Source organism: Snuella lapsa, assembly GCF_039539345.1.
GTDB lineage: Bacteria > Bacteroidota > Bacteroidia > Flavobacteriales > Flavobacteriaceae > Snuella > Snuella lapsa.
This window is the reverse complement of sequence record NZ_BAABCY010000016.1, coordinates 1-26,547: the sequence shown is the minus strand read 5'-3', so window position 1 is coordinate 26,547 and position 26,547 is coordinate 1. Positions and strand designations below refer to the sequence as shown.

Sequence of the window (26,547 nt, the reverse complement as noted above, 5' to 3'; positions counted from 1 at the left end):
ATGTAACTGGATTGCCCGTGCAAATTAATCAAAAAAATAGTACTTAAGCTTGTTCTACTTTGTATTTTTGTCATTTAAAATAGTGATTCATGACAAAGTTAAGCGTTAATATTAATAAGATAGCTACTTTACGGAACTCTAGGGGAGGCGATATGCCCAATGTAGTGCAGTTTGCCAAGGATGTACAACGTTTTGGAGCAGAGGGTGTAACGATACATCCAAGACCCGATGAGCGTCATATACGTTATCAAGATGCACGCGATTTAAAACCAGAAGTATATACCGAATACAATATAGAAGGAAATCCGATAACATCTTTTGTGGATTTGGTTTTGAGTGTTAAGCCTACCCAGGTTACTTTGGTGCCAGATGCGGTAGATGCAATAACTTCTAATGCAGGGTGGGATACCATTAAACATAAAGGGTTTTTAATTGATGTTATTCAGGAATTTAAGCGAAATGGTATTCGAACATCTATTTTTGTCGATCCTGTTTTGAAACAGATAGAAGGAGCGAAAGCGACGGGAACCGATAGGATAGAGTTGTATACCGAAGCCTATGCCCATAAATATGGTTTAGGGAATATGCAAGGGGTTAAGCCTTATGTAGAATGTGCAGAGTTGGCTATCGATTTGGGGCTAGGGATTAATGCGGGACACGATTTATCGTTGGACAATATTGCTTTTTTTAAAGAAAACGTTCCTGGAGTTCAGGAAGTTTCCATTGGACATGCCTTGATTTCCGAAAGTTTGTACTTGGGGGTGGAGAATGTGATTCAAATGTATCTTAATAAGTTAAAAGTTAAAAGTTAGTGTACGTTGTTCTTTGAAGACAAAACTTAGGGTGAAAGGCAAACTTTTAAAGCGCATGTTTAACAATATTAATTTTCTATGGCAGTAGAACAAATTTTACATTCAAATATCATAGGAGAGGGTAGTCCATTTATTATCCTACATGGATTTTTAGGAATGAGCGATAATTGGAAAACACTTGGAAAACAGTTTAGTGACCAAGGCTTTCAAGTACATTTGGTAGACCAAAGAAATCATGGTAGGAGTTTTTGGGACGATAATTTTAGTTACGAGGTTTTGGTAGAGGATTTAAAGCGTTACTGTGAAGCACATCAGTTGTCTAACATTGTTTTGCTTGGGCACTCCATGGGAGGGAAAACAGCCATGTTGTTTGCTACAGAATATCCCGATTTGGTTTCTAAGCTAATTGTAGCCGATATTTCACCGCGTTTTTACCCAGTACACCATGATGCTATTTTAAATGGACTTAGTGCGATCGTTTTTAATGTAGTTAAAAGTAGAGGAGAGATAGATGCTCAGTTGAGTGGTTACGTTAAGGACTTAGGAACGCGACAATTTTTACTTAAAAATTTATATTGGAAAGAAAAAGGTGTGTTAGCTTTAAGAATGAACCTTGAAGTTTTAAAGGCCGAGGTTGGCGAAGTAGGTGAGTCTTTGCCTAGTTACGCTGGGTTTAATAAAGATACGTTGTTTTTAAGAGGGGATCGTTCCGAATATATAGGGGTAGGCGACGAAGCTCTTATTTTCAATCACTTTGCCAATGCAGAAATTGTTACTATTGCTAATGCAGGACATTGGTTGCATGCAGAGAACCCTAAAGACTTTTTCGAAGCCGTTGTAAGATTTATTTCATGATTTTTTGTAGATTTAAGAACTAAATGTAAAATTATGAGTTTAATTGTCAGGCTATTGCTAAATGCTTTGGCTGTTATAGTGCTGTCTAAAGTTTTAAACGGTGTGTATGTAGATAGCTATATTACGGCTGTTATTGTTGCTGTGGTTTTATCCCTCTTGAATTTATTTGTAAAGCCAGTTTTGGTGATTTTTACCCTACCAATAACCATCGTTACTTTAGGCTTGTTTTTATTGATTATTAATGCCTTGATTATCTTATTGGCCGATAATTTGATTGATGGGTTTTCGGTTAGTAGTATTTGGACAGCTATTTTATTTAGTGTACTACTTTCCATACTCCAATCTATTTTGCATTCCCTTTTAAAAGAAGATAAGAGGTAGCTTAGTGTTTTTCATGATGAGAACTAAGGGAATAAGGAGGCAAACTTTCCATATTTGTAAAAACTAAAACTTTAAAAGAATGAAAAATAGTTTGCTGATTTTTATTCTGTTGATCTTTTCTTGTCAAAAGGAGAGCGAAACTAATGGTTATTTGGTGAGTGGCGTAATTAAAGCCATGCCAGACAGTACAAAAGTTAAAATGTACTTTGATAAAGACTCAATAATAGGTGAGACAAACATAATTAATGAAAGGTTTCAATTTAAAGGAAGTATAAAGCGGCCAAGGCGTGTCTTGTTAAGAATAGAAAGCACAAGAGATCAAAAGATGTTTTGGTTGGAGAACCATAGGATTAATATCGAGGGAGAAAAAGGGGACTTTGTTAATAGCAAGGTGTCTGGTTCTAAAACGCAAAAAGAAGCAGACATTCTAAAGGAGCGCAAAGATTCTATACATAAGGAAATGAGCAAGCTAAACAGTATGGTAACCGATAACAATAGGGATTCTCTGTTTGTTATTTATAACCGAATGATAGATGAAGAAGTGGCTATTAATAAAAAGTTCATTCACGATTACCCTGATTCCTACGAAAGCCTTACCGTTTTAAATGTTGGGACTAAAGAAAAGTTAGGGGCAGCAGAAACAAATAAATTGTTTCATATGTTGAGTAAAACGTTACAAGAGACAGAAGAAGGTAAGTCAATCAAGGATTTCGTGGCAATAAATAAGAATCCAATAGTCGGAGAAGAATTCATAGACTTTAAGCAAATGAACGATAAAGGAGAATGGATTCAGCTATCAGAAATAAAAGGAAAATATACCTTGCTTGAATTTTGGGCTTCTTGGTGTGGGCCATGTAGGGCGTTTAATCCAGAGTTGGTTGAATTGTACCAAATGTATAAAGATAAAGGGTTTGTGATTTTAAGTGTTTCTTTAGATACAAATAAAAATAAATGGATTCAGGCTATTAAAGACGATGGTTTGGTTTGGGATAATGTAAGCGATTTGAATGGTGGGGATAATAAAGCAGCAAAGATTTATGGAGTTAGGGATATTCCAGATAACTTTTTAATGGACGAAAATGGAGTAGTCATAGCTAGGTATTTAAGAGGGGACGATTTAAAACAGAAACTTAAATCGTTGTTTGAATGAAAAATAAGACTAAAAAAGTAACAGATTTTGGAAATAATCTTATTTGCAGGTTTGTATAGAAATGATAATAAAAAATAGCTTAAAATCAAGCGGTTAAAAACTTTGTTGGGATGCTAAAATGTTATATTTTTGCATCCCAATTTTAGATACATAAATTTTTTAGGTTTTTATAAAAGCCTTTTTGTTAAATACCCATAAGGGATTTATATCATTATAAAATGAATATTACAAGAGAAAACGTTGATGCATTAAATGCTGTAGTAAAAGTTGATATTGCTAAAGAAGATTATAGCGATAAAGTAGAAAAGATCCTAACAGATTATCGCAAAACAGCTAACATTCCTGGTTTTAGAAAAGGTCACGTGCCAATGGGGATGGTGAAAAAGCAATACGGTAAAGCCGTTTTGGTAGACGAAGTTAACAAGTTGCTACAAGATGCTTTAAACAAATATCTTACAGAAGAAAAACTAGACGTTTTAGGACAACCGTTACCAAAGCCACAAGACAATATCGATTGGGATGCTGAAGGCTTTACTTTTGAATTCGAATTGGGCTTAGCGCCAGAATTTGAAGTTGAGCTTAATGGAAAGAAAGCTATAACACGCTACAATATTGTTGCAGACGACAAGATGATCGATGAGCAAATAGAACGTATCCAAAAGCAATATGGAAAGTTAGTATCTCAAGATGTGGTTGAAAATAATAGTGAGATCACAGGAACATATAAAAACGAAGAAAAGGAAATTGATAATACAGTAACTTTAACTTTAGATAAATTTAAAGGAAAAGCGACTGCTAAGCAATTTGTAGGAGCTAAAGTTGGAGATGTTATCGTTTTAAATACAAAGGGCTTGTATAAAGATGACCATGAGTTAATGCATGCATTAAAAGTTGGTCATGATGAGGCACACGGATTGGATATTGAAGTAACATTTGCTATTACGGAAATAAATAAACGTGAGCTGGCAGATTTAGATCAAGAATTATTTGATAAGCTTTTTGGTAAAGATATCGTTAAGTCGGTTACCGAACTAAAAGCTAAAATAAAAGAAGACGCCGAAAAACAATTTGTCCAGCAAGCAGACCAAAAGTTGTTAAACGATGTGACCGAGTACTTGGTTGAAAACACCAAGTTTGATTTACCAGTAGAGTTTTTACAAAAATGGTTGCAAACAGCAGGAGAACAACCATTAGATAGTGACCAAGCTAAAGAAGAATTTGAGAAATCTGAAAAAAGCTTACGTTATCAATTGATCGAAGGTAAATTAATTACCGATAATGATATTCAGGTGACGATAGACGATATTAAAGGGCATGCCAGAGAAATGATTAAGGCGCAAATGGCACAGTTTGGTCAATTAGATCCTTCAGATAAGGAATTGGACGACATTGCTGCAAGAGTATTGTCCAATCAAGATGAAGCACGTCGTATATCAGAGCAGCTTATCAGCCAGAAATTATTGGAGCTTTATAAAGAAAAAGCTAATATTAAAGTTAAAGAGTTGAGCTACGAAGACTTTGTAAAAGAAGTTTATGGCGATAAATAATCAAGGCTTTTTATAAAATAATAATTACGTATATTTAGGCGCTATAACGAATAAGTTGTAGCGCCTAATTTATTAATGAATTCAGGCCTTTTGAACACTAAATATTTAAGTTTAACGTTAATTAAAAGATCTGTTTTTCGGCTAACAACTTAACTAATAGAGTATTATGGATTACGCTAAAGAATTTGAAAAATTCGCTATAAAAGACCAAGGCATTAGCAGTACATATTATAATAAAATTATGAGCAGTATGTACCCTACCAGTCTTACGCCAAATATTATTGAAGAACGTCAATTAAATGTTGCTATTTTTGATGTATTCTCTCGTTTAATGATGGATCGTATTATTTTTATGGGAACGGCCATTAACGATCAAGTGGCAAATATCATCCAAGCACAGTTATTGTTTTTAGAGAGCACCGACTCGTCTAAAGACATTCAAATTTATATTAATTCACCAGGTGGTAGTGTATATGCCGGATTGGGTATTTATGATACCATGCAGTTTATAAAGCCAGACGTGGCAACTATATGTACAGGAATGGCGGCATCTATGGGAGCTGTACTGTTGTGTGCTGGAGCTAAAGGGAAACGTAGTGGTTTAACACATTCTCGTGTTATGATACATCAGCCTCTTGGAGGAGCTCAGGGACAGGCTAGTGACATAGAGATTACTGCTAGGGAAATTTTGATTTTAAAAGAAGAGCTTTATAAAATTATAAGCAACCATACTGGACAGGATTACGATAAAATATATCAAGATAGTGATCGTGATTACTGGATGAAGGCTGATAAAGCAAAGGAATATGGTATGATTGATGAGATTTTAACCCGCAATTAAAATTAAAAATTGTAAATTTAGTAAATTGTTATAGAGGGATTTATGATGATTTATTTTTTTAGAAAAATAAATAATTAATGGCAAAGGAAGAATTAGAATGCTCGTTCTGTGGTAGAAAAAAACCAGAAACGAACTTATTGATAGCTGGATTGGATGCACATATATGCGATAGGTGTATTGAACAAGCACATGGTATTGTTATCGAAGAGTCAAAACAAAGTGACACTCATGATCTGTCAGCAGAACTCAAACTTCGAAAACCAATTCAAATCAAGGAATTTCTTGACGAGTACATTATCGGACAGGATATGACCAAGAAGGTTATGTCGGTTGCAGTTTATAATCATTATAAAAGGTTATTACAGCCTGCTTCAAACGACGATATTGATATACAGAAGAGTAATATCATTATGGTTGGACAAACAGGAACAGGTAAAACCTTAATGGCCAAAACCATTGCGAGAATGCTTAATGTGCCTTTGGCTATTGTAGATGCAACCGTATTGACCGAAGCTGGTTATGTTGGTGAAGATGTAGAAAGTATTTTAACACGCTTGTTGCAAGCAGCGGACTATAATTTAAATAAAGCTGAAAAGGGTATTGTATTTATTGATGAAATAGATAAAATAGCCCGTAAAAGTGATAATCCATCCATTACACGCGATGTATCTGGAGAAGGTGTGCAGCAAGCTTTATTAAAACTATTGGAAGGGACCGTAGTAAATGTACCGCCTAAAGGAGGGCGTAAACATCCCGATCAAAAGTTTATAGAAGTGAACACAGAGAATATTTTGTTTATAGCCGGTGGAGCTTTTGATGGGATAGAACGTGTTATATCCAAACGCTTAAATATGCAGGCAGTTGGTTATAGTGCTTCCATTTCAGATGAGGTAGTAGATCAAGAAAATTTATTACAATACATCATACCAAAGGATCTAAAGGATTTTGGTTTGATTCCTGAGATTATAGGACGATTACCCGTACTAACCTATATGGATCCATTAGATGCCGATACGTTAAGAGCTATTTTAACAGAGCCTAAAAATGCTATCATTAAACAATATAAAAAGTTGTTTGCAATGGACGAAATAGACTTTGCTATCACTGACGGTGCTTTAGGATTTATTGTAGATAAGGCAATTGAGTATAAACTAGGCGCTAGAGGCTTACGCTCTTTATGTGAAGAGATTTTAACCGATGCTATGTTCGAGTTGCCAAGTAGCGAAGACAAGAAATTGAATGTAACCAAGGCCTATGCAGAGGAGAAGTTAACAAAAACAACCTTAAAGAAACTTAAAGCAGTATCTTAAAAGATTGTTTTGTGATATAAAAAAACCACGCAATTGCGTGGTTTTTTTGTTCTATGGATATGTTAATTAATAATAGGCATTATGGATATTTTATCTTTTAATGCTGTTCTAAATCTTTATCAATTTGTTTTATAAATAAACTTTGAGAGTATGACTATTTATAAGTCAAGTTGGCTTTAGAACTTGATCAAAAATAGACTTAATTAAAGACTGTGCAAAGTATAAATTGGGCTTTTAGATAATAGCCCAATAAACTCGTTTAAAAACGAAGCCCACTACATTTTGTCGATAATATTGGTGCTTTTAGTAATTTAAACGAAGCAAGTCATTTATATAGTCGCGCGTGTTGGAAAGTCTTGGTATTTTGTGTTGTCCCCCAAGCTTGTTGTTTGCTTTTAACCAGTCGTAAAACAAGTGTTTGCGTGCCATATGGATCTTGGGCTTGTTGAGTGTTAGGTTGTTATAGCGTTTAGCTTCATAATCGGAGTTTAACGCTTTTAATGCATTATCGAATAATTCATTGAAGTAATCTATGTCTTTAGGAGGTGTTTTGAACTCAATAAGCCATTCGTGGGCGCCTTTTTCTTTACCATCCATAAAGATGGGGGCAGCTGTATAGTCTACTATTTCCGATTTGGTGCGCTTGCAAACTTTTTTCAAGGCTTCTTCGGCATTTTCAATAATGAGCTCCTCTCCGAATACATTAATATGATGCTTGGTACGTCCAGAAACTTTTATGCGGTATGGGTTGGTTGAGGTGAATCGAACAGTATCTCCAATTTTATAGCGCCAAAGTCCTGCATTGGTTGTGATGACCATAGCATAGTTTTTATTGATCTTAACCTCGCTAAGAGGGATAATTTTTTCCTCTGGAGTGCCGTAATTGTCCATAGGAATAAATTCATAAAAAATACCATAATCCAACATGAGTAAGAGTTCACCGGAATTGTTCCTGTCCTGAATGGCAAAAAAACCTTCCGAGGCATTGTAAATCTCGTAGTACCTAAAATCTGGTTTGGGAAGTATTTTTTTATATTGATCCTTATATGGGGTAAAGCTCACTCCACCATGAAAATAGACCTCTAGGTTGGGCCACACATCAAATAGACTTTGTTTACCAGTAGTCTCTAATACCTGATTAAGCAAGACCAGCATCCACGAAGGAACGCCGGCCAAACTCGTTACATTTTCTTTAATGGTTTCATCTACAATCGCTTGCATTTTGTGTTCCCAATCGCTCATTAAAGAAACTTTGTTGCTAGGTGTGCTGCTAAACTCGGCCCAAAAAGGCATGTTGTCTATTAAAATAGCCGATAGGTCGCCAAACACGGTGCCGTTTTCCCTGTAAAGCTCTTTGCTGCCTCCTAATCTTAAACTTTTGCCCGTAAATAGCTGTGAATCCTCATTGTTGTTTAAGTACATACACAATAAATCCTTACTGGCAGCATAATGGCAATCCTCTAACGATTCGATACTAACGGGTATGAATTTACTTTTCGCATTTGTAGTGCCACTGGATTTGGCAAACCATTTTATGGGACTGGGCCAAAAAATATTGTTTTCACCTAATCGGGAGCGCTCAATAAGACTTTGGTAGCCCTCGTAATTTGTAACGGGAATACGTTCGGCGAATGTCCTGTAGTTGGTTATTGAAGCAAAATCGTATTGTTTCCCAATATGGGTGTCTTTAGCAATGTCAATGAGGTTTAGCAGGAGTTCATTCTGTACTTCATTGGGGTATTTTAAAAACAAATCGATTTGATGAAAGCGTTTTTTTAGAAACCAAGAAGCAACAGAATTTACTAAGGTAATTGGCATATTTGTATTATCTTTAATTTTTTAAAAATAATACTTTTTTTTATGACCTACCAAGGTGTTTTAACAAAAATGGAAAGCGAATTTTCGCAGCCAATTCAATATTATTTAGTGTTCGAAAATGACTTTTTAAATATGAATCAGTTGCTAGGTAAAAACATTAGCATTCAATTTGTTAAATACCAATGCTTAAACTGCGAATTGGATAAGCCTATTTATAGGCAGGGGTTTTGTAAAAGCTGTTTTTATGATGTGCCCCAAGCAGCCGATTGGGTAATGCGTCCCGAATTAAGCACGGCGCATTTGGATAAGGAAGATCGCGATCTGGCTTTTGAAAAGCAGGTGCAGCTACAGCCTCATATTGTCTATTTGGCTAATTCCAGTAATGTAAAGGTGGGGGTAACGCGTAAAAGCCAAGTGCCAACACGTTGGATCGACCAAGGTGCACACGAAGCCATAGAAATTGTTGAGGTGCCCAATCGTTATTTGGCGGGTATTACCGAAGTAGCCTTAAAGGATCATGTGTCTGATAAAACCAATTGGCGTAAAATGCTTAAAAATGATATTGAAGATGAGGATCTTGTGGTGTGGCGTGAACGCTTAAAAGCATATTTGCCAGATGAGGTAACCGACTATTTTATAGAAAACAATATGGAAACAAATTTAGAGTTTCCCGTTCAGCAGTACCCGTTAAAACCAAAAAGTCTTAATATAGAGAAAGAGCAAAGTTATACAGGAACTCTCGTTGGTGTTAAGGGGCAATACTTGATATTTGAGGATAATACTGTTTTTAACATTCGTGCTAATGAAGGCTTGGTTGTTGCCATTTCTATAAATTAACCCCCACTCACAACATCTTGTAAGTAGGGGATTTTATATTATATGTCTTCTTGATCTCTTAGGCTTTGAATGTACGATGCTTTTTGGATTTCACGACGTCTTTTAACAGAAGGTTTAGTAAAGAACTGTCCGTCCCTTAAGTTTTGCATGACTTTAATGTTTCTGTGTTTTCTTTTGTAACGTTTTAAGGCACGTTCAATATTTTCGCCTTCTTTTACAATAATTTTTAACATAAATAATTTAAATTAATTAATTGGTGTTGTGGGATTATCCCAAACACATAGTACATAGTTTAGAGTTATATTCAAACAGTAATCACTTTACGTTGAGTTGTCATCGTGTTCGTAAATAGATAAAAGCGATGACAGTATCCTTAATAAGAAGCAGTTAGCTAAGAGGCTTTGCTTTAAGGAGACGTTTCTCGAAATTTTAATGACCGTAAGTTATATTTATATAAGTAGTACTTTTTACAAGATAAGCTTTTTTATTAATAATAACTAGAAAAACCCCGGGACTTTATTTTTAGGATGTGACTACGTTAGTTGACTGTGTCCTTTGTTTTTTTTGTTTTGCCCAATAATCCACCAAGTACATTTTTAACAGTTTCTTTTGTTTGATCGGATTTGGTGTTCGTAGAGTCTGTTTTTGGCGTATTAACACTAATGGAATCTGTCTTTGTTTGGGTTGATCCAAAAATACCGGATACGATGTCTTTTACATTGGTGTTTTGTTGCTTTTTAAGTGAATCCGATTTCGATTGGTTGCTGCCTATAAGATCACCGAGCATGTTTTTTACTTTATCCTTGCCTTGGTTAAGGAGTTTTTGCTTTTGAATTTCAACCAGTTGTTTGGTTAGGTTGGAAACGCTGTTTGTCAGGTCTGTTTTAACATTGGGGGTCGTTAACGAACCACTAATGTTGGCGGTTATAGGTATGCTTATTTTATTTGTTTCTTCGCTGTCTATTTTAGCAATTAATTGATTTACTTCATTGCCAAGGTATTTGGCAGGTACGTTAAAAACGGCATTGTAATTTAATTTTTTGTCAAATCCGTGAGAGCCCGAAATGTCAATTGTGATATCTTGATATTTTACTTGAAACGGCTTTACGCTTACCTGTCCATTATTAAACTCGAATTTGGTTTTTAAATCTTTGAGGTCTAATTTGTTGAAATCGACAAAGTTTAATGCGCCTTCTAGTTTCGAAAATAATGCGGTTTGGTCTGGGCTAATTTTTGTAGCCAGTAATTCGGCAATTGCGTTACCAGAAAGGGAGTTGAGCTGGGGTGTAAATTCATTATCCAGATTGCCGGATAACCCGATGTTTGTGTTTAGTTTGCCTTGTAGTAATTTGGCAATGGGTGCTAGATTTTGAAGTAGTGCCATTCCTGTAAAGGATTCGGAGATATCAAAACCATCAGCTCCCAGGTTCATTTGAAAACTGGGTGTTTCGGTTTGTGTGGAAACAATACCATTAACGGCCAGTTTTCCGTTAAATATACTTGACGACATGTCTTTTAATGTAGCTTGTTGGTCTTTTAAAATAAGTGTGCCTTTTACGTCTTTTAGGTTTAAGTTGTCGTAAACAACGGTTTGGGCACTTGCATTTATGGTGCAATCAAGAAATTTCGGGATTTTTAAGGCTTCGGTAGTAGCCGTTTTATCGTTCGCGGAAGTTTCCGATTCGGTCATAAAATCACTTACCTTAAACAAGTTTGATGAGAGCGTAAAGTTACCTTGTAAGGTGTTGTCGCTTAACAGGAACCCTAATAGATTCTGGATCGTTCCAGTAGCGTTTAAATCACTGTCCCCTGTTTTAGCCTTGAAATTATTTAGGTTTATTGTTCCGGGGTTAAAGGTCATATTTGCTTGTGAAATATGGATGGGATTTACAATGTCTTCTGAAGAGAATATAAAATTGCTGATGTCTAGAGAACCATTGTTCTTTATGCGAGCGTAGGTGTTGGTCTCAATAGCATTCATGTCGAAAGCTGTATTGAGTTTGGCTTTTAAAATGCCACTTAAAGGGGTGTCTAACTCAATAGGGTATACTTTGGCAATATTCTCCAGGTTTAGAATACCGTCAATATTTGCATTGACCAACATGTTCTTGGTTAGGTTACTTAAAGTGGCAGAAGCCTTGAAAACGTCTTCATCTATTTTAAAGTTTAAGGTTTTTAGGTCTATATAGGTGTCATCTGGTTTGCCAGAGGTGTTTTTTATCTGGGTATTGATTACGATATTGTCGACACGTTTGGGGAGTTTGGGGTATTTAAATGATGCATTGTTTGATGAAATTGCGATATCTATAGTAGGAATGGTTTTTTCTGTTACCATGCCTTTAACGATGCCTTTTACTTTAAAGTCGCCAGTAGTTTCTACATCTTCAATATTTTTAGAGTAGTTTTCCGGGATGAGGGCTAAAAAGTTTTTAAAGTCAGATTCGGGGTTTTCGAAAGTAATGTCAATATTTTGTCCGTTATCCAGTGATTGTACATAGCCTGAAAATTCGATGGGTAATTGATTGACAAAACCTTTGTTGTCTTTAAAGGTGTATTTGTTGTTGTTTAAGTCGAGTCCTATGACTGCGTCTAGTTTAATACTGTTGTTGTTAAGGTAATTGGTGCTGTCCATGCTAAAGCTTACCAGTGCTTCGGTACTCGTATCCAATTCTGAGATGTCGGCAGAAAAGGTGCCTTTGCCTTGATGGTTTAAATTTGAGATGTACATGTTCATCTTGGAACTAGCATCATTATAGCTTAGGCTGCTATTGATTATTTTGTAATCTTGAATGTCGAATGAAAAACTGTTTTCGTTGGTTTTGGAAGGGGTGTCTTCGGAAGGTTTGGCGATGTCGTAATTAACATTTCCGTTCTTGTCGGTTTTTAAGTTTAAAATAGCTTCATTTACATAAATGGCATTAACGGTTAATGGCCCTTCGTTTGCTGTTTTAAATAATTCTTTAACAGACATGGTAAAAGCTATGTTCTTAACAGAGGTAAGGATTTCGTCTTTAAAGGGTTCAAAATTGGTTATTACGAGATCATTAACACCAATATGTGCTTGGGGGAAGTTCTTTATAAAGCTAAGGCTTACATCACTAAATTCTACATGTGCATTAAGGTTGTCGTTTATAAAGCGCTTAACCATATCCTTAATTTGTGACTTAAAGGCTAGTGGGAGGGCGATTAAAAGAGCGATAATTATTAGTAGTGTAATACCTGTAATTTTTAAAGCTTTTTTCATGATTTGGTTTTATTACATATATACGCAAAAATGATGCTAAAAGATGAAATGTTATCTGTCTTTATTGTTAAGATTTATTAAAATTAAGTGATTAGGTTGATTTCTTCATTTCGTTTTAGCTTGAAACGCTTTTTAAAAAGAAAGACGCCTAAATATAAAAAAGGCGTGTCGCATAAGGCTACCAATACTTTAAAGATGAAGCCGCTAAGCAAAAGCCCTTTAAAGCTGCTCCAGGGAAGTACTTCGAATGCGCATAGTAGAAATACAACAGAAAACGTGTCGACAAATTGCGAAAGCCAAGTGGAGAAATTGTTGCGTAGCCATAAGTGTTTGCCTTGGGTTAAATGTTTCCAGAAATGATAAATACGAATGTCTATAAACTGTGCAAATAAATAAGCTGTCATACTCGCGCCTACAGCTAAAATGGTACGTCCAAAAACGTTTGTAAAAGTGGTGTCGTTTATAGGCGAATCGGGGAAGGCAGGTACAATATCGGCTACATATACGATCAATACAGAGAAAAGGGAGGCAAAAATACCTGTGACAACAATATCGTTAGCCCGCTTTTTTCCATAAATTTCACTAATGAGGTCGGTAATTAGGAAAGTAATAGGGTAAGGGAGTATGCCAACCGAAACAACAAAGAGTTTGCTCCCAAAAACCGATACGTCAATAGGATACCAAAAGAAGAATTTTTGAAAGATGAGGTTGGATACCACAAGCGATGTAATAAACAAGGCTCCTAAAAGGATATAGATACGTTGGGCGGCTAGTTTGTCTTTTGAAGTCATATGGTCTTGTTGTTTAAATATATTAAATGTTTTGGTTGGGTAGTGAATAAGGAAGCTGTAATTGTTTTACTTGATAATTGAGATTTAAATGCTCTAAGATTTGCCTCGAAATCAAGAAATAAATTTCTTTAGGTACTTCGTGCGCTAGCCCCACAGTATTTTACTTTCATTAGAATCTCGATACATTTTTTCTTTGTGCCACAGAAAAAACACTCGATTTGACATTGGCTTATTTCATTTGGTTTTATGTCTAGCGGGGGTGGTAGTGCGAGCATGGTTTTGAAGATTTCATTGTTTGTTTAATTTAAATATTTGTACTCAAAGAGTTTGAACCGCATCATTCAATTTGTTAAAAAATACGCCTAGTAAATATAAAGGAAACCATTTACTTTTCGGTAATTTGCTTTTTCTTATGAAGCGATCAAGAACATATTATATTGCCCTGGGGAGTAATAAGGGGGATAAATTGCAAAACCTCCAAAAAGCGGTTGAGGCGATGCATTTTAAAATAGGAACGGTTAAGGCCATTTCGAAAGTTTATGCATCACCAGCATTTGGTTTTGATGGTGATGATTTCCTGAATGCTTGTTTGGTTTTGAACAGTGATTTGGAGCCTGAAGCAGTATTGCACGCACTTTTAGCCATTGAAGTTTCCTTGGGGCGTGTGCGTGCAGAAGGTGTAGAGGGGTATCAGGCCCGTACTGTCGATTTGGATATTATATTTTCTGAAGAGGATATTATTTCGACCGATACCCTTGAGGTGCCACATCCCGAAATGAGCAAACGTCAATTTGTGTTGTTGCCATTGCACGACATAGTTCCTAATATGGTACATCCCATATTGCATAAAACAGTTAGTGAATTATTGGCAAGTTGTGGGGATACATCTGTTTTGGAGCCCATTTCCCAGAACCTTAATAGTCCAAGGGGTCGTTATAATCTGTCTAAGTATAAATATATTGCTGTTGAAGGGAATATAGGAGCGGGAAAAACGAGTTTGGCAACGAAAATGGCTAATGATTTTAGTGCGACATTGATTTTGGAACGTTTTGCCGACAATCCTTTCTTGCCAAAATTCTATGAAGATATGCAGCGCTATGCGTTTCCTTTGGAAATGTCTTTTTTGGCCGATCGTTATCAGCAGATACATGAGGATTTGTTACAGCTTGATATGTTTAAGGATTTTATTATTAGTGATTACGATGTGTTTAAGTCCCTAATTTTTTCTAAGGTTACGTTGTCTGAGGATGAGTTTAATTTGTATGGAAAGCTTTTTGATCTAATGCATAGAAACCTTATAAAACCGGATTTGTACGTATTCTTATATCAAAGTACTGCGCGTTTACAGGCAAACATAAAAGCCCGGGGGCGTCATTACGAACAAGATATTGCCAATGACTATCTTGAAAAGATCAATGCTGGATATCTCGAGTTTTTAAAAAATCAGGCAGATGTTGAGGTGAAGATCATCGATATTACTGATAGGGATTTTGTTAAAAATCGTGAAGACTATTTGTGGGTATTGGGGGAGGTCTTTGGTTAAGGGGAGTAACAAAATTCGGGTAAACTCTAAAAGGAATAGTTTGCTGTTTTTATATTTTTGTTAAGTTATTAATAGTTGTAGAATAGTTTTTCCCACTAATTATTTTTGTATTATAAACATCGTCCATGAGTAAAATGTATTTGCCTATCGCGTATTTTTTTATCTCTACAATTTTATTTGTGTTAATGATGTAAGACCGTTGTACCCTTATAAAGTGTTCAGGTAATTTTTGTTCCAATATGATCAAACTTTGGTCAAGAATATAGGACTTACCCATTAAGTTGTGTATTTCTACATATTTGTCTTTTGCTTTAAAAAAAGCTATTTCATCAATTTTAATAAAAACAATTCTGTCTCCTATTCTAACGGGCAATGAAGTAGGTGGATTTGAAGTTTGCTTTGAAATATAGGTTTGAATTAGTTTTTTTATTTTATTATGTTCTTTTGGATTGTTTAAGTTTTTTAACTTTTTTATCGCGTTTTTAAAGCGTATTGGGTTTATTGGTTTTACAAGATAATCAATGCTGTTGGTTTCAAACGCTTGTAAAGCATAGTTGTCGAATGCAGTGCAGAAAATAACCATGGGAATATTGTCTAAAGACTGTAAAACTTCAAAACCATTTTTACCAGACATTTGTATGTCAAGAAAAATTACATCAGGATTAAGAGCTTTGATTAGTTGGATAGCTTCAATGCCATTTGTGGCTTCTCCAATTATTTGAAAGTCATTTGAATAAGCTTGTAATAATTCTTTAATAAATTCTCTGGCAGGATGTTCGTCATCAATTATTAGTGTTCTGTATTTTATTTCTTCCATGTTTATGTTTAACTGTTTGTAATGGGAATCCATACGCTAACTTTTTTAATTGGAGCGTTTGTCCAGTTTATTTTAGCTTTAGTGCCGTATAAGATTTCTAATTTATCATAAATACTTTGTAATCCATATCCGCAAATAGGAGTTTCTGGGAAATCGGAACCATCGTCTATTACATCAATTAAAATCCCATTATTCTCTATTTCAACAATTAATTGCACATTACATGTATTAGATGTTTTGTTAAAACCGTACTTAATAGCATTTTCTATTAAAGGTTGAATTATAAATTTGGGAATTGACTTCTTTTTAGCGTCTTCATTTATTTTTAATGAAAAATTCAATCTATTTTCAAATCTAATTTTTTCAATTTCAAGGTAAGAGCCTACCATTTTAATTTCATCTTCGATTAAGATGTTGTGTTCATTGTTTTTATTTATTGCAAATCGACAAAATTCTGATAAAGATAGAGCCATTGTTCTTGTTTTGTTAGGGTTGTTAATGGCCAATGAAGCAATTGAATTTAGTGAATTATATAAAAAATGAGGGTTTATTCTAGATTGTATGGCTTGGAGTTCTGCTTTAGTTTTAAGTGCTTCCATTTTGGTTAGTTGTAGCTCCTTTTCTTTTAGTTTTTTGTTAGATCTGTTGGTTATGAAATTAATGCTAACCTCAATTGTAGCTAATAGAAAAATATAAATAATTAAAAGGTTTCTATAATTAACGGAAATTTGAAGTGACGCCTTCAGTAAATAGATACCAATTAAACCACTTATAAATATTGATAAAAATTGAAAGACATAAGTAGATTTTATTTCATTTTTTTTAAAAGATATAATCTTTGTCATCAAGAAATAAATGCTTGCAGAGAAAATTCCGCATAAGCTGATGTACAGAAATAAGAAGATTGATAATGCGGATGGAGCTATAAGCTCTTTGTATTTGCTTATGTATATGAGTTCGTCTATTGAGAGGATAAATAAAGTAACCGATAGCACAATGCCATTCAAGCATATTTTAAGCCAATTAAAGTGTTCTTTTTTAAAATTATAGAGCGCCATCATTAATGTGGTGTAAACGATTAATGCAATTGAGCCAAGGTTGGTTGGTAGGTTGCTTGGGGTTATTGCACCCTGTGCACTTTTTAATAAGGTTCTTTGCGCATATTTAAATAGCATAATGGGGTTTTCCTTATAGAAATTAAAATAGAAGTTTTTGGAGTAAACGGTTTTTATAATGTTTTTGTCAAAGCTATTAAAGTGGGAGTCTTTGTAATTTGAATGTGAAAATATACCGTCGGAATTTATATTGTTCTTTGGGTACTCACTTCTTTTTTTAGGACTATCAATAGCGTCAAAATACAGTTTGGTTATTGGTATTAGTTGTCTAACTATGTGAAATTGTATCGCTTTATTTCTTATGTGTTGAGGGATAGTGTCTTTAAAATTTAGTTTAACTCTTAATTCACCTATTTTACCATTAAAATGATCCATGCTAAAACCTCCACCTCGTTTAATTCCTTGATCGAAAAGTCTCATTCTTTTGTCATCGCCATTAATCGTTAATGAAAAATTTTGGTTGTTTGAAACAAGATTGATATCTGTCGATTGGATTATTATTTTTAAATCATTTACGAGCTGGTCTACAAAAACGGAGTCTTGTTTTGTATAGTTACCTGAAAGCCCAATTTTAATGTCATCACTAAATTTGCTTACGGTATAGTAGTCATTAACTAAGAATTTCTCAATGAAGTTCCAAGTGTGGATGGAGTTTTTGGCGTTTTGAGCTAAACAAAAATGAACTTTAACTAAAAGAAAGATGCATGTTAGGGTAAAAAATGTTTTTTTCATGGCTTTTGTATTGATTCAGTTAGCCAATTTAAAATGACAACTTTCTTTTTCTATAGGTTTTCTGACAAACAGTTAATATATTCTGATAAAATAGCGAAAATTTAAAGTTAGAAGTTTGACGTTAAAAAAAGAAATTTTGGTTGCTAGACTTTAAAATAATCTATAAAGTATTGTTGTGATTCGTCCTTTGCTGTCTTCAAGAAACATTTCGTCTAGCGTTTTTTCTTCTTTAATTTTAAGATTAAAAGGGGCTTCTAAAATATTAACACCACTGTTTTGTTTTATTCTAATGCCTTGACCAGAAATAATATCCTTGTTAGGGATAAAGTCGTTTATAGGTATATGTTCTGTTAGAATAATGTATTTATAAGTAGCTATTTTTTTAATTATCTCCTGTATTTCAGTGTTGGATAAGTGTTGTAATACTTGCCTAAGTATAATGCAATCTGCTGAAGGCAGTTTGTCTTTCGAAATATCGAGACAGTGGAATTCCAAGTTAGGCGCTGTGTATCGTTCTTTATTTCTGTCGATTAACTTTTCAACAATGTCAACAGCAATATATTGTTTTGTATAGGGCACTAAATGTTTGCCAATATTAAAATCGCCACAGCCTAGATCGCAAACTGTTATGGGTTCGTCAAAAGACTTTAAAAATAACGTGACTTGTTCTAAATAAGGGCTTATAATTTCTGGGTTATGTGAGCCTTCTCCCGAATAAAAATCGAAATTGTTGCCGCCCCAGAGTTTTATATCATAAATCTGGGTCATGGCATCTTTGGTGGGCCAAGGTTTCTTTACTTTTTTTGCCACCTATTTTTTATGAGCTTTTAACTTACTGAATACATCCCATATCACTACGCCAGCACTTACCGAAATGTTTAGTGAGTGTTTGGTGCCGTACTGCGGAATTTCTATTACTGTATCGCTGCTGCTAACAACTTCTTGGGCGACTCCTTTTACTTCGTTGCCAAATACCAGTGCGTATTTTGTGTTGGGGGCTGGGGCAAAGTCGTTGAGCATCGTAGCGTTTTCGGCTTGCTCGATGGCGCAAACTTTTATGTCTTGGGCTTTTAATTTTTCAACTAGCGACAAGGTGTCCTTTACATACTCCCAGGCAACGGTTTCGGTACTGCCCAAAGCGGTTTTGTGAATGTCTTTGTGTGGTGGGGTAGCGGTGATACCGCACAAATAGATCTTTTCGATTAAAAAGGCATCACTGGTTCTAAAAACGGAACCAATGTTGTTGAGGCTGCGTATATTGTCTAGGACAATAATTAAAGGGGTCTTATTTGTGCTTTTAAAGTCTTCGATGCTTAATCGGTCTAATTCGCTGTTCTTTAGTTTACGCATGTGTATTTTGTTAAAAATCTACTTGTAATTGTAGATAACTTCTATGTGGGCTATTTCAAAAAGGGTCAAAATAATGGTATTTTAGCAACCCTTGCTAATAGTTGCAAAAATAACATAAAAATTTCTTGACCCTTGGCTAAAAAAACGAAAAAGGAAACGCCTTTAATGAAGCAGTATAATACGATTAAAGCAAAATACCCTGATGCCTTATTGTTATTTCGTGTGGGCGATTTTTATGAGACCTTTGGAGAGGATGCTGTAAAAGCGGCAGGTATTTTGGGGATTATCTTAACCAAGCGTGGCTCAGGTAGTGAAAGTGAAACGGCCTTGGCCGGCTTCCCACATCACTCATTAAATACCTATTTGCCTAAGTTGGTAAAGGCGGGCGAGCGTGTGGCTATTTGTGACCAGTTGGAGGATCCTAAGCTAACGAAAAAGATCGTAAAACGGGGGGTAACCGAATTGGTAACTCCGGGAGTCGCTTTAAACGATGAGGTATTGGTCTCGAAGTCCAATAATTTTTTATGTTCGGTTTATTTTGATAAAAAGCATATTGGGATTTCATTTTTAGACATTTCAACGGGAGAGTTTTTAACGTCGCAAGGGAATGCCGAGTATATTGATAAGTTGTTGCAGAATTTTAGTCCGAGTGAGGTATTGGTGTCCAAACAAAAGCGTACGGTTTTTAACGATACGTTTGGGGATGGTTATCATACTTTTTATCTGGAGGATTGGGTATATCAAACCGATTATGCTTACGAAACACTGCTAAAGCATTTTGATACTAAAACGCTTAAGGGTTTTGGGGTTGAGCATTTGTATGAAGGTATTATTGCTTCGGGGTCTATTTTACATTATTTGTCGGAAACACAGCATCATAAGCTACAGCACATTACGTCTATATCCAGAATTGCTGAGGATGATTATGTGTGGATGGATAAGTTTACGATTCGCAATCTTGAACTGTACAATTCAACCAACCATAATGCAGTAACGCTGTTACAGGTTATCGACAAGACTATTTCTCCTATGGGGGGACGCTTGTTAAAGCGGTGGTTGGCCCTGCCCCTAAAGAATTTGGATAAAATAAAACAGCGCCATGAGGTGGTTGATTTTTTAACAAAGGATATAACCACGCATCAAAAGATACAAAACCATGTGACGCATATAGGTGATCTGGAACGGTTAATTTCTAAGGTTGCTACGGGAAAGGTAAGTCCGCGCGAGGTTATTCAACTTAAAAATTCATTGGAGGCTATCGTGCCTATTAAGGCCTTGGCTTCTAATTGTGATAATGCTTCTTTAAGAGCTATTGGCGATAATTTGCAAAGTTGCGAGACTCTTCGGGAGAAAGTAAAACAGATGCTTAATGAGGATGCTCCGGTAAATGTGTTGAAGGGGAATAGTATAGCGCCTGGTTTTTCTTCGGAATTGGATGAGCTTCGAGGGCTTTCAAAATCTGGGAAAGATTATTTGGATGCGATGTTGGAGCGCGAAAGTGAGCGTACGGGTATTACGTCCCTTAAGATAGCATCTAATAATGTGTTTGGGTATTATATCGAGGTGCGTAATACGCATAAGGACAAAGTGCCAGCCGAGTGGATACGTAAGCAAACATTGGTGAGTGCCGAACGCTATATTACGGAAGAGCTTAAAGAGTATGAGGCAAAAATACTGGGAGCTGAGGATCGTATTTTGGAGATAGAGCAACAATTGTTTGCCGATTTGGTGGTTTGGCTTAATCAATACATTAAACCGGTACAAAAGAATGCGCATTTAATAGGGCAGTTGGATTGCTTGTGCGGTTTTGCGCAATTGGCCAATGATAATAATTACGTGTATCCAACTATAGATGATTCGTACGACTTGGATATTAAAGAAGGTCGTCATCCGGTTATTGAAAAGCAATTGCCATTGGGTGAGGCTTATATTACCAACAACGTGTTTTTAGATAGAACGACCCAGCAAATCATCATGATTACGGGACCTAATATGTCTGGTAAATCGGCCATCTTGCGTCAAACAGCTCTTATTGTATTGTTAGCGCAAATAGGGAGTTTTGTGCCTGCCCAGGAGGCGCGTATTGGTTTGGTTGATAAAATATTTACACGAGTAGGGGCTAGTGACAATATTTCTATGGGCGAATCGACTTTTATGGTAGAGATGAACGAGACGGCTTCTATTTTAAATAATATTTCGGACAGAAGCTTGGTTTTATTGGATGAGATTGGTCGTGGCACGAGTACGTATGATGGTATTTCCATAGCTTGGGCCATTAGCGAATACTTGCATGAACACCCGTCTAAACCTAAAACCTTATTTGCCACGCATTATCATGAGCTTAATGAAATGACCGAAACTTTTGGGCGTATTAAAAACTTTAATGTTTCGGTAAAGGAATTAAAGGATAATGTGTTGTTTTTAAGAAAGCTGGTTGAAGGGGGTAGTGAGCATAGTTTTGGAATCCATGTAGCAAAAATGGCTGGTATGCCACAGCAGGTTTTGCATCGGGCAAACAAAATTTTAAAGAAATTGGAACGTTCGCATTCTAGTGAAGAGCTTACGGATAGTGTTAAGTCGATAAAAGATGAAATGCAGTTGAGCTTTTTTAATCTTGACGATCCGTTGTTGGAAAACATCAAGGAGGAAATATTAGATATTGAAATAGATACACTTACACCGGTAGAGGCCTTGATGAAATTAAATGAGATTAAGCGCATGCTTGTTAAGAAAAAACAGGCTTAAAAATAAATTCAATTATTTTTTTAAAAAGGCTTTGGAATTCGAAGATTTATACTAAATTTGCAACCGCAATAACAGATTGCAGGCCGCTTTAAGCGGTTAGGTTCTTAACAATACTGCGAAAGTAGCTCAGGGGTAGAGCATCACCTTGCCAAGGTGAGGGTCGCGGGTTCAAATCCCGTCTTTCGCTCTGAAACTTTCTAAAATATACCAAGTCGATGTGCTGAGCGCAATCGAAGTATGCTGAAGTGGTGGAATTGGTAGACACGTTGGACTTAAAATCCAATGGCCATTATGGCCGTGCGGGTTCAAGTCCCGCCTTCAGTACAAAAGCCTTTATCTTTTTAAGATAGAGGCTTTTTTTGTGGCCTAAAGCAGGGAGGTGTTTTGGAAAGTAAAGGGGGGCTTGTTTTGGGTTTAGGAGGTGTTTTAAGTTTTTATTTGTTCTTGTAGTGTTCGTCTATGGGGTGACTTATGGTGCATTACCATGCCTTTAATATGGAGTAAAGGTGAAGGAGATATGAAGGAAAGGTGAAGGAAAGGTGGAGGAATCCCGAACCAAGCCGTTTTAAGGCTCGGTATTGGGGGTAAAGTGCTGTTGTGCACTAAGCCTTTTTAAATGCCATCTTCCGATTTTGCTCGTTTTGTTTTAATTAGCTCAACGCATCGCATTTTTACCTTTTGGTTAAAAAATGATCCCGAAAGCTTCCGAGACTGTTATTAATTTTTTGGTTTTATAGGTCTCAATTTTAGCTAAAACTACAAATCTTAAAATTTTAAGGGCTTATAGCTACATATTTGAATTAATTCACTTACTTTTATTCAGGAAAGAGGCTTTTTGCGAGGTCTCCCGTTGTAAAACATTTGACTAATGAAAGTTCAATTTAAAGAATTAAGAAGGACATATATAGAAATTAAAGATTACCTTGAAAATGCTTCTGGGGAAAATGTAAACGGATTAAATACTAAAATTGCGGAAGATTTAGGACTTTGGGGAGATGATAATTATTTCCTGCTAGAAGAGTTTGTTAAAAAACACAATCTGAATTTCGAGAAATTTGATTATAGTGAATATTTTGAAAGTGAAGTAGAACTTTTTAATGGAAGTGATGCCTTAATTGGACTTCTGACTTTACCCTTTTGGATTGTCGCTCGAATAATCAAATGGATTTTCCCAAAAGTTAAAACACCATTTGAGAACTCATTCCTCCCAACGAAAAATGAAAGAACGGATTTGACATTTGGGGATTTAATAATATGTAAATTAAAAGGTGAATTTTGTTTGCGAAAGAACACGTTGGTTGAAATATGAAATTAGATGAAAGGGCATTTAAGACATTAATACAATATCTTGAAAGAATTCCATCAATGATAAAACCGATTTCATTCGGCTCTGATGATACAGGGTTTTGGTGGGTTAAGTTTCAACTTGACATAACAAATGAATTAGCTTGGAATGTAGTTCAAGAATTAGGATGTATAGTAAATTATCTTTCTATAAATGAAAGATTACCAACTGCTTTTTATCCTGTGTCACCTGCACCTTATATGAATGGCGGACCAGAAGATTACTTATCTTGGGTAATTGAGACAAAAGATAAGGAATTTAAACCTGGAACGTTAATGAAATGGTTAGATGGTAGATTACCAAATCCTGTAGATGACTTGGAACAATGGAAAAATGAATAAAAACTTTGTAAAATAACTAAGTGTTCGTATGGTCGGTACGGCCAAATATGAACACCGAGCCTGTCCTAAGTGCAATCGAAGGGTTGTCTTGTTTTGTGCAATGGTTTTTTCGGGACTCCCTGGATGTGGTGTGTTGCCGGGATAGACTACATGTTTTAGCCGCCTTTTCGAAGTATACCGTACTTAGTTAAAACTACAAATCTTAAAACTTTAAGCGCTTATAAGTTATATGATTGAATTAATTCTCTTATTTTTATTCAGGTAAGAGGCTTTTTGCGAGGTCTTCCGTTGCCAAATATTTGACAAGAATTGAACGCTAGAACAAAATACATAATTCTGATTTTAGGAATTTTAATAATGCTGATTAGTTGTAAATCAACTAAAGTCGGACAAGAATCGGAATTTAAAATAGGTCATGATTCTGTAAATCTTTATGCTTTTATCGGAGAAAAAATATCTGTAATTGAAATCGACCCAAATGAAAATAATACTCGAATTGAAATCAACTCAATAACTGGAGATACAATTCGGAGAATGAGCTACGTTATGGATAATGGATTCAAAAACAAATATAAGGTTGTGAAAAATGTTTTTAACGACTTGAAAACAGACACAATTGAATTTGTTGCTTATGACCATTATGGGCGACCAGGGTTTGAAAACTATAAAAACGTGATTTTATACATTTCTTTAAACAAAGAAAAAGGTTATTTCTATCATCAGAAATATCAATATGACCCAATAGAAAAAACAAAAAACGGAACTTGGAAAGGACTGAATGGAGAAAGTATAGAAAAGTTATTTAACGAAAAGAAAAAAGGGGTATTTACTGCTCGTGGACTGTTTGATGAATAAAAAATATTTTACAACAAAGATGTGTATAGTGCATAGCCACCCTTCGTGATGGCTACGACATTTTATACAGAACGTTCAGCACAATATGAGAAAATCACTAACCATAATATTAATCGGATTCTATCAATGGGATTATTTAGTTTTTTAAAAAAGGAGAAAAAGACTGAATCTAACACGAATTCAGCAATTTTAGGAATGATTCTTTTAGAAGACCCAAATTCATTTGACTTAAAAGGGACTGTAAATGAGTTAAAAACAAAATGGAAACTAAAAGTGAATGATAATGACGCTGATGACAAAGCTGCTGTATTAGTAATTGGAGATTACAATGTTGCCATAGCTAATATTCCAGCTGCAATTCCAGAAGGAGAAGTTGAAAGAACAGCTGAATACAATTATTTCTGGAAAAATGGAATTGAAGAAACATCTAAACATAAAGGACACATTGTCTTATCAATTATGAATGCTGGAAAAAATCCAGTTCAAGAAAACTTGTTATATAGTAAAATTGCTTCTGCAGTTATGAATAATAGTAAAGCAATTGGAATTTACATTGGAGGTAGGACTTTAGTTCTAAAAAAGGACTTTTATCAAGCGAATGTGGAAATGATGAGCGAAGAAGATCTTCCTTTATACAATTGGATTTATTTTGGTTTAAGAAAAGAAAACGGAAAACAATCTGTATATACATACGGACTTGCTGACTTTGGTAAAATGGAAATGGAAATTGTTGATTCAGAAAACTCAATCGAAGAATTGAATGAAATGATGTTTAATTTAGCTCATTATGTTATAGCTTATAATGTTACGTTAAAAGATGGTGAAACGATTGGGGTTTCGGCTGAACAAAAACTAAAAATTTCCGAATCAAAAGGAAAGTTTTTGGAAGGAAAAACATTAAAAATTGAATATTAAAAATACTGTGCACAATAACTAAACGTTCATGGGGTCGGTTCGCCAACTATGGGGTGTCTTGTTTTATGCAATGGTTTTTTCGGGACTCCCTGATCACATGGTGTGTTGCCAGGATAGGCAGCATGTTTTAACCTCCTTTTCGGAATATACCGTACTTAGTTAAAACTACAAATCATAAAATTTTTAAGGGCTGCAGCCTATATAATTGAATTAATTCACTTACTTTTATTCAGGAAAGAGGCTTTTGCGAGGTCTCCCGTTGTAAAACATTTGGCTAATGAAAGTTCAATTTAAAGAATTAAGAAGGGCATATAGAGTAATTAAAAGAATATTGAAATCCGAAAAAGATTAAACGTCTTTTTTAAATTTCATTCAGAAGACATAATCTAAATAATCCTTAATTTCATAGGTGATTTTCGAGTTTTTTAATAAGTGGTTTTCACTTTTTAATTCGAATGTTATTTCTTGATTTCCATGATATTTTTTACCGAAATCTATATTGCAACTATATTTAATTAGATATTTATTCAACAATAAATCTATTTTATTTTTCTTCTCTTTAAAGTTTTTTGTTTTTTTAATGAATTGGTGCAAAGTTTTATATCCAAAGCTACTTAAAGCAAAACCTATTACTATAATCGCTAATTTAATTTTGAATTCGTAAACACTAGGCTTATGGGTAATCTCCATTAATGAATTCGCTCCGAACATTAACCCGCACCCTAAAACCATAAAGAAACATGACTTAATGTAGATTAACCTTTTTCTTTTTTTAAGTCTTTCTATTTCAATGTGAATTAACCCTAATTTTTTTTCAAATTCTTTATTAAATCTAATGTCTGGGCATGTTTCATCAAATGAAGGTTTTTGGGTAGTTAAGCCACAAGTTATTCCATCCTGTAAATTCGTTTTTGAATTTATACATATATTGCAATGTTCATAAAAATTCATTCGTTTATAATTGATAACAATTTTTATTAAAAGTAATCTAATAACTTCAAAAACACTTTTTTAAAGTAGTTTTTTGTTTGTTTTTAATTTAATAATTAGTCAAGTTATTAACAAATTACACCCAAACCCAAACGCATAAATAATCCATTCCATATCACACAGCCAATAGCATGATATGGTGGTGGCTAATTCAGTTCGATTTGTGCCACCGATTTCGGAGTCATTGTGCCATTGATTTCGGTTTAAACCGTG

23 protein-coding genes and 2 tRNA genes are annotated in these 26,547 nt (G+C 35.0%); 16 read left to right on the top strand and 9 right to left on the bottom strand.

The window, feature by feature from the left end; genetic code table 11:
* Positions 1-89 precede the first annotated feature (89 nt).
* From ABD792_RS02435 to clpX, 7 genes are all read left to right on the top strand, one after another.
* A complete protein-coding gene (locus tag ABD792_RS02435) occupies positions 90-812 on the top strand; it encodes a pyridoxine 5'-phosphate synthase (protein WP_345004168.1) in 723 nt (240 codons plus the stop codon).
* Positions 813-890: 78 nt separating this feature from the next.
* Positions 891-1,667 (top strand): alpha/beta fold hydrolase, encoded by a 777-nt coding sequence (locus tag ABD792_RS02430; protein ID WP_345004167.1) that lies wholly within the window; start codon positions 891-893, stop codon positions 1,665-1,667.
* Positions 1,668-1,700: 33 nt separating this feature from the next.
* A complete protein-coding gene (locus ABD792_RS02425) occupies positions 1,701-2,048 on the top strand; it encodes a phage holin family protein (RefSeq protein ID WP_345004166.1) in 348 nt (115 codons plus the stop codon).
* Positions 2,049-2,127: 79 nt separating this feature from the next.
* A complete protein-coding gene (locus tag ABD792_RS02420; protein WP_345004165.1) occupies positions 2,128-3,198 on the top strand; it encodes a redoxin domain-containing protein in 1,071 nt (356 codons plus the stop codon).
* A 218-nt stretch (positions 3,199-3,416) separates the two neighbouring features.
* The gene (gene tig, locus ABD792_RS02415; protein ID WP_345004164.1) at positions 3,417-4,745 is read left to right on the top strand and encodes a trigger factor; all 1,329 of its coding nucleotides are present in this window, start codon (positions 3,417-3,419) and stop codon (positions 4,743-4,745) included.
* 166 nt (positions 4,746-4,911) lie between these two features.
* Complete coding sequence (gene clpP / locus ABD792_RS02410) at positions 4,912-5,586, top strand: ATP-dependent Clp endopeptidase proteolytic subunit ClpP (protein WP_345004163.1); 675 nt, start codon at positions 4,912-4,914, stop codon at positions 5,584-5,586.
* Between the two features lie 77 nt (positions 5,587-5,663).
* The gene (gene clpX / locus ABD792_RS02405) at positions 5,664-6,896 is read left to right on the top strand and encodes an ATP-dependent Clp protease ATP-binding subunit ClpX (protein WP_345004161.1); all 1,233 of its coding nucleotides are present in this window, start codon (positions 5,664-5,666) and stop codon (positions 6,894-6,896) included.
* Between the two features lie 303 nt (positions 6,897-7,199).
* On the opposite strand, the gene ABD792_RS02400 is transcribed toward clpX, so the two are convergent.
* Positions 7,200-8,714 (bottom strand): GH3 auxin-responsive promoter family protein, encoded by a 1,515-nt coding sequence (locus ABD792_RS02400; RefSeq protein ID WP_345004160.1) that lies wholly within the window; start codon positions 8,712-8,714, stop codon positions 7,200-7,202.
* Positions 8,715-8,756: 42 nt separating this feature from the next.
* Here ABD792_RS02400 and ABD792_RS02395 point away from each other — a divergent pair, with 42 nt between their 5' ends.
* Positions 8,757-9,551, top strand: a complete 795-nt coding sequence (locus ABD792_RS02395; protein WP_345004159.1) for a DUF2797 domain-containing protein — start codon at positions 8,757-8,759, stop codon at positions 9,549-9,551.
* A gap of 38 nt (positions 9,552-9,589) precedes the next feature.
* Here the strand turns inward: ABD792_RS02395 and rpsU are convergent, their stop codons facing one another.
* From rpsU to ABD792_RS02380, 3 genes are all read right to left on the bottom strand, one after another.
* The gene (gene rpsU / locus ABD792_RS02390) at positions 9,590-9,784 is read right to left on the bottom strand and encodes a 30S ribosomal protein S21 (protein ID WP_345004158.1); all 195 of its coding nucleotides are present in this window, start codon (positions 9,782-9,784) and stop codon (positions 9,590-9,592) included.
* Positions 9,785-10,089: 305 nt separating this feature from the next.
* Entirely contained in the window at positions 10,090-12,795 is a 2,706-nt protein-coding gene (locus ABD792_RS02385) for an AsmA-like C-terminal region-containing protein (protein WP_345004156.1), read from the bottom strand.
* Between the two features lie 83 nt (positions 12,796-12,878).
* A complete protein-coding gene (locus ABD792_RS02380; RefSeq protein WP_345004155.1) occupies positions 12,879-13,586 on the bottom strand; it encodes a queuosine precursor transporter in 708 nt (235 codons plus the stop codon).
* A 412-nt stretch (positions 13,587-13,998) separates the two neighbouring features.
* On the opposite strand from ABD792_RS02380, the gene folK reads away from it, so the two are divergent.
* A complete protein-coding gene (gene folK, locus ABD792_RS02375; protein WP_345004154.1) occupies positions 13,999-15,129 on the top strand; it encodes a 2-amino-4-hydroxy-6-hydroxymethyldihydropteridine diphosphokinase in 1,131 nt (376 codons plus the stop codon).
* 49 nt (positions 15,130-15,178) lie between these two features.
* Here folK and ABD792_RS02370 read toward each other — a convergent pair whose 3' ends face one another.
* The 4 genes from ABD792_RS02370 to ABD792_RS02355 all read right to left on the bottom strand — a co-directional run bounded on the left by ABD792_RS02370 (position 15,179) and on the right by ABD792_RS02355 (position 19,143).
* Positions 15,179-15,979, bottom strand: coding sequence for a LytR/AlgR family response regulator transcription factor (locus tag ABD792_RS02370; RefSeq protein WP_345004153.1), 801 nt, complete (start codon positions 15,977-15,979; stop codon positions 15,179-15,181).
* Positions 15,955-17,793 carry a sensor histidine kinase gene (locus ABD792_RS02365; protein WP_345004152.1) on the bottom strand — a complete coding sequence of 613 codons (1,839 nt, stop codon included), beginning with the start codon at positions 17,791-17,793 and terminating at the stop codon, positions 15,955-15,957. Before ABD792_RS02365 ends, ABD792_RS02370 begins: the two co-directional genes overlap by 25 nt.
* 150 nt (positions 17,794-17,943) lie before the next feature.
* Positions 17,944-18,603 (bottom strand): class I SAM-dependent methyltransferase, encoded by a 660-nt coding sequence (locus tag ABD792_RS02360; protein ID WP_345004151.1) that lies wholly within the window; start codon positions 18,601-18,603, stop codon positions 17,944-17,946.
* Complete coding sequence (locus ABD792_RS02355; protein WP_345004150.1) at positions 18,604-19,143, bottom strand: RNA methyltransferase; 540 nt, start codon at positions 19,141-19,143, stop codon at positions 18,604-18,606.
* A 132-nt stretch (positions 19,144-19,275) separates the two neighbouring features.
* Between ABD792_RS02355 and mutS the strand changes: the two genes are divergently transcribed.
* The 7 genes from mutS (at position 19,276) to ABD792_RS02320 (ending at position 25,344) form a co-directional block, all read left to right on the top strand.
* Positions 19,276-21,888, top strand: a complete 2,613-nt coding sequence (gene mutS / locus ABD792_RS02350; protein WP_345004149.1) for a DNA mismatch repair protein MutS — start codon at positions 19,276-19,278, stop codon at positions 21,886-21,888.
* A 115-nt stretch (positions 21,889-22,003) separates the two neighbouring features.
* Positions 22,004-22,075, top strand: a tRNA-Gly gene (locus ABD792_RS02345).
* A gap of 52 nt (positions 22,076-22,127) precedes the next feature.
* Positions 22,128-22,212 (top strand) — tRNA-Leu (locus ABD792_RS02340).
* A 544-nt stretch (positions 22,213-22,756) separates the two neighbouring features.
* Positions 22,757-23,197: a DUF1493 family protein gene (locus ABD792_RS02335; protein WP_345004148.1), complete on the top strand. Its 441-nt coding sequence runs from the start codon at positions 22,757-22,759 to the stop codon at positions 23,195-23,197.
* Complete coding sequence (locus tag ABD792_RS02330; RefSeq protein WP_345004147.1) at positions 23,194-23,574, top strand: hypothetical protein; 381 nt, start codon at positions 23,194-23,196, stop codon at positions 23,572-23,574. Before ABD792_RS02335 ends, ABD792_RS02330 begins: the two co-directional genes overlap by 4 nt.
* Positions 23,575-23,883: 309 nt before the next feature.
* Positions 23,884-24,429: a hypothetical protein gene (locus tag ABD792_RS02325; RefSeq protein WP_345004146.1), complete on the top strand. Its 546-nt coding sequence runs from the start codon at positions 23,884-23,886 to the stop codon at positions 24,427-24,429.
* Between the two features lie 48 nt (positions 24,430-24,477).
* On the top strand, positions 24,478-25,344 hold the full coding sequence (locus tag ABD792_RS02320) for a DUF4261 domain-containing protein (RefSeq protein ID WP_345004145.1): 867 nt from the start codon (positions 24,478-24,480) through the stop codon (positions 25,342-25,344).
* Between the two features lie 372 nt (positions 25,345-25,716).
* Here ABD792_RS02320 and ABD792_RS02315 read toward each other — a convergent pair whose 3' ends face one another.
* Positions 25,717-26,295: a hypothetical protein gene (locus ABD792_RS02315; RefSeq protein ID WP_345004144.1), complete on the bottom strand. Its 579-nt coding sequence runs from the start codon at positions 26,293-26,295 to the stop codon at positions 25,717-25,719.
* Between the last annotated feature and the right edge of the window lie 252 nt (positions 26,296-26,547).

What these genes read in the sequence shown, in the direction of transcription:
- ABD792_RS02320 (WP_345004145.1), top strand. Translation starts at nt 24,478, where the DNA reads ATGGCTACGACATTTTATACAGAACGTTCAGCACAATATGAGAAAATC.
- ABD792_RS02330 (WP_345004147.1), top strand. Translation starts at nt 23,194, where the DNA reads ATGAAATTAGATGAAAGGGCATTTAAGACATTAATACAATATCTTGAA.
- tig (WP_345004164.1), top strand. Translation starts at nt 3,417, where the DNA reads ATGAATATTACAAGAGAAAACGTTGATGCATTAAATGCTGTAGTAAAA.
- ABD792_RS02365 (WP_345004152.1), bottom strand. Translation starts at nt 17,793, where the DNA reads ATGAAAAAAACATTTTTTACCCTAACATGCATCTTTCTTTTAGTTAAA.
- ABD792_RS02430 (WP_345004167.1), top strand. Translation starts at nt 891, where the DNA reads ATGGCAGTAGAACAAATTTTACATTCAAATATCATAGGAGAGGGTAGT.
- ABD792_RS02380 (WP_345004155.1), bottom strand. Translation starts at nt 13,586, where the DNA reads ATGACTTCAAAAGACAAACTAGCCGCCCAACGTATCTATATCCTTTTA.
- ABD792_RS02355 (WP_345004150.1), bottom strand. Translation starts at nt 19,143, where the DNA reads ATGCGTAAACTAAAGAACAGCGAATTAGACCGATTAAGCATCGAAGAC.
- ABD792_RS02385 (WP_345004156.1), bottom strand. Translation starts at nt 12,795, where the DNA reads ATGAAAAAAGCTTTAAAAATTACAGGTATTACACTACTAATAATTATC.
- clpX (WP_345004161.1), top strand. Translation starts at nt 5,664, where the DNA reads ATGGCAAAGGAAGAATTAGAATGCTCGTTCTGTGGTAGAAAAAAACCA.
- ABD792_RS02335 (WP_345004148.1), top strand. Translation starts at nt 22,757, where the DNA reads ATGAAAGTTCAATTTAAAGAATTAAGAAGGACATATATAGAAATTAAA.
- ABD792_RS02425 (WP_345004166.1), top strand. Translation starts at nt 1,701, where the DNA reads ATGAGTTTAATTGTCAGGCTATTGCTAAATGCTTTGGCTGTTATAGTG.
- ABD792_RS02435 (WP_345004168.1), top strand. Translation starts at nt 90, where the DNA reads ATGACAAAGTTAAGCGTTAATATTAATAAGATAGCTACTTTACGGAAC.
- ABD792_RS02420 (WP_345004165.1), top strand. Translation starts at nt 2,128, where the DNA reads ATGAAAAATAGTTTGCTGATTTTTATTCTGTTGATCTTTTCTTGTCAA.
- ABD792_RS02395 (WP_345004159.1), top strand. Translation starts at nt 8,757, where the DNA reads ATGACCTACCAAGGTGTTTTAACAAAAATGGAAAGCGAATTTTCGCAG.
- ABD792_RS02400 (WP_345004160.1), bottom strand. Translation starts at nt 8,714, where the DNA reads ATGCCAATTACCTTAGTAAATTCTGTTGCTTCTTGGTTTCTAAAAAAA.
- rpsU (WP_345004158.1), bottom strand. Translation starts at nt 9,784, where the DNA reads ATGTTAAAAATTATTGTAAAAGAAGGCGAAAATATTGAACGTGCCTTA.
- clpP (WP_345004163.1), top strand. Translation starts at nt 4,912, where the DNA reads ATGGATTACGCTAAAGAATTTGAAAAATTCGCTATAAAAGACCAAGGC.
- ABD792_RS02315 (WP_345004144.1), bottom strand. Translation starts at nt 26,295, where the DNA reads ATGAATTTTTATGAACATTGCAATATATGTATAAATTCAAAAACGAAT.
- ABD792_RS02370 (WP_345004153.1), bottom strand. Translation starts at nt 15,979, where the DNA reads ATGGATTCCCATTACAAACAGTTAAACATAAACATGGAAGAAATAAAA.
- folK (WP_345004154.1), top strand. Translation starts at nt 13,999, where the DNA reads ATGAAGCGATCAAGAACATATTATATTGCCCTGGGGAGTAATAAGGGG.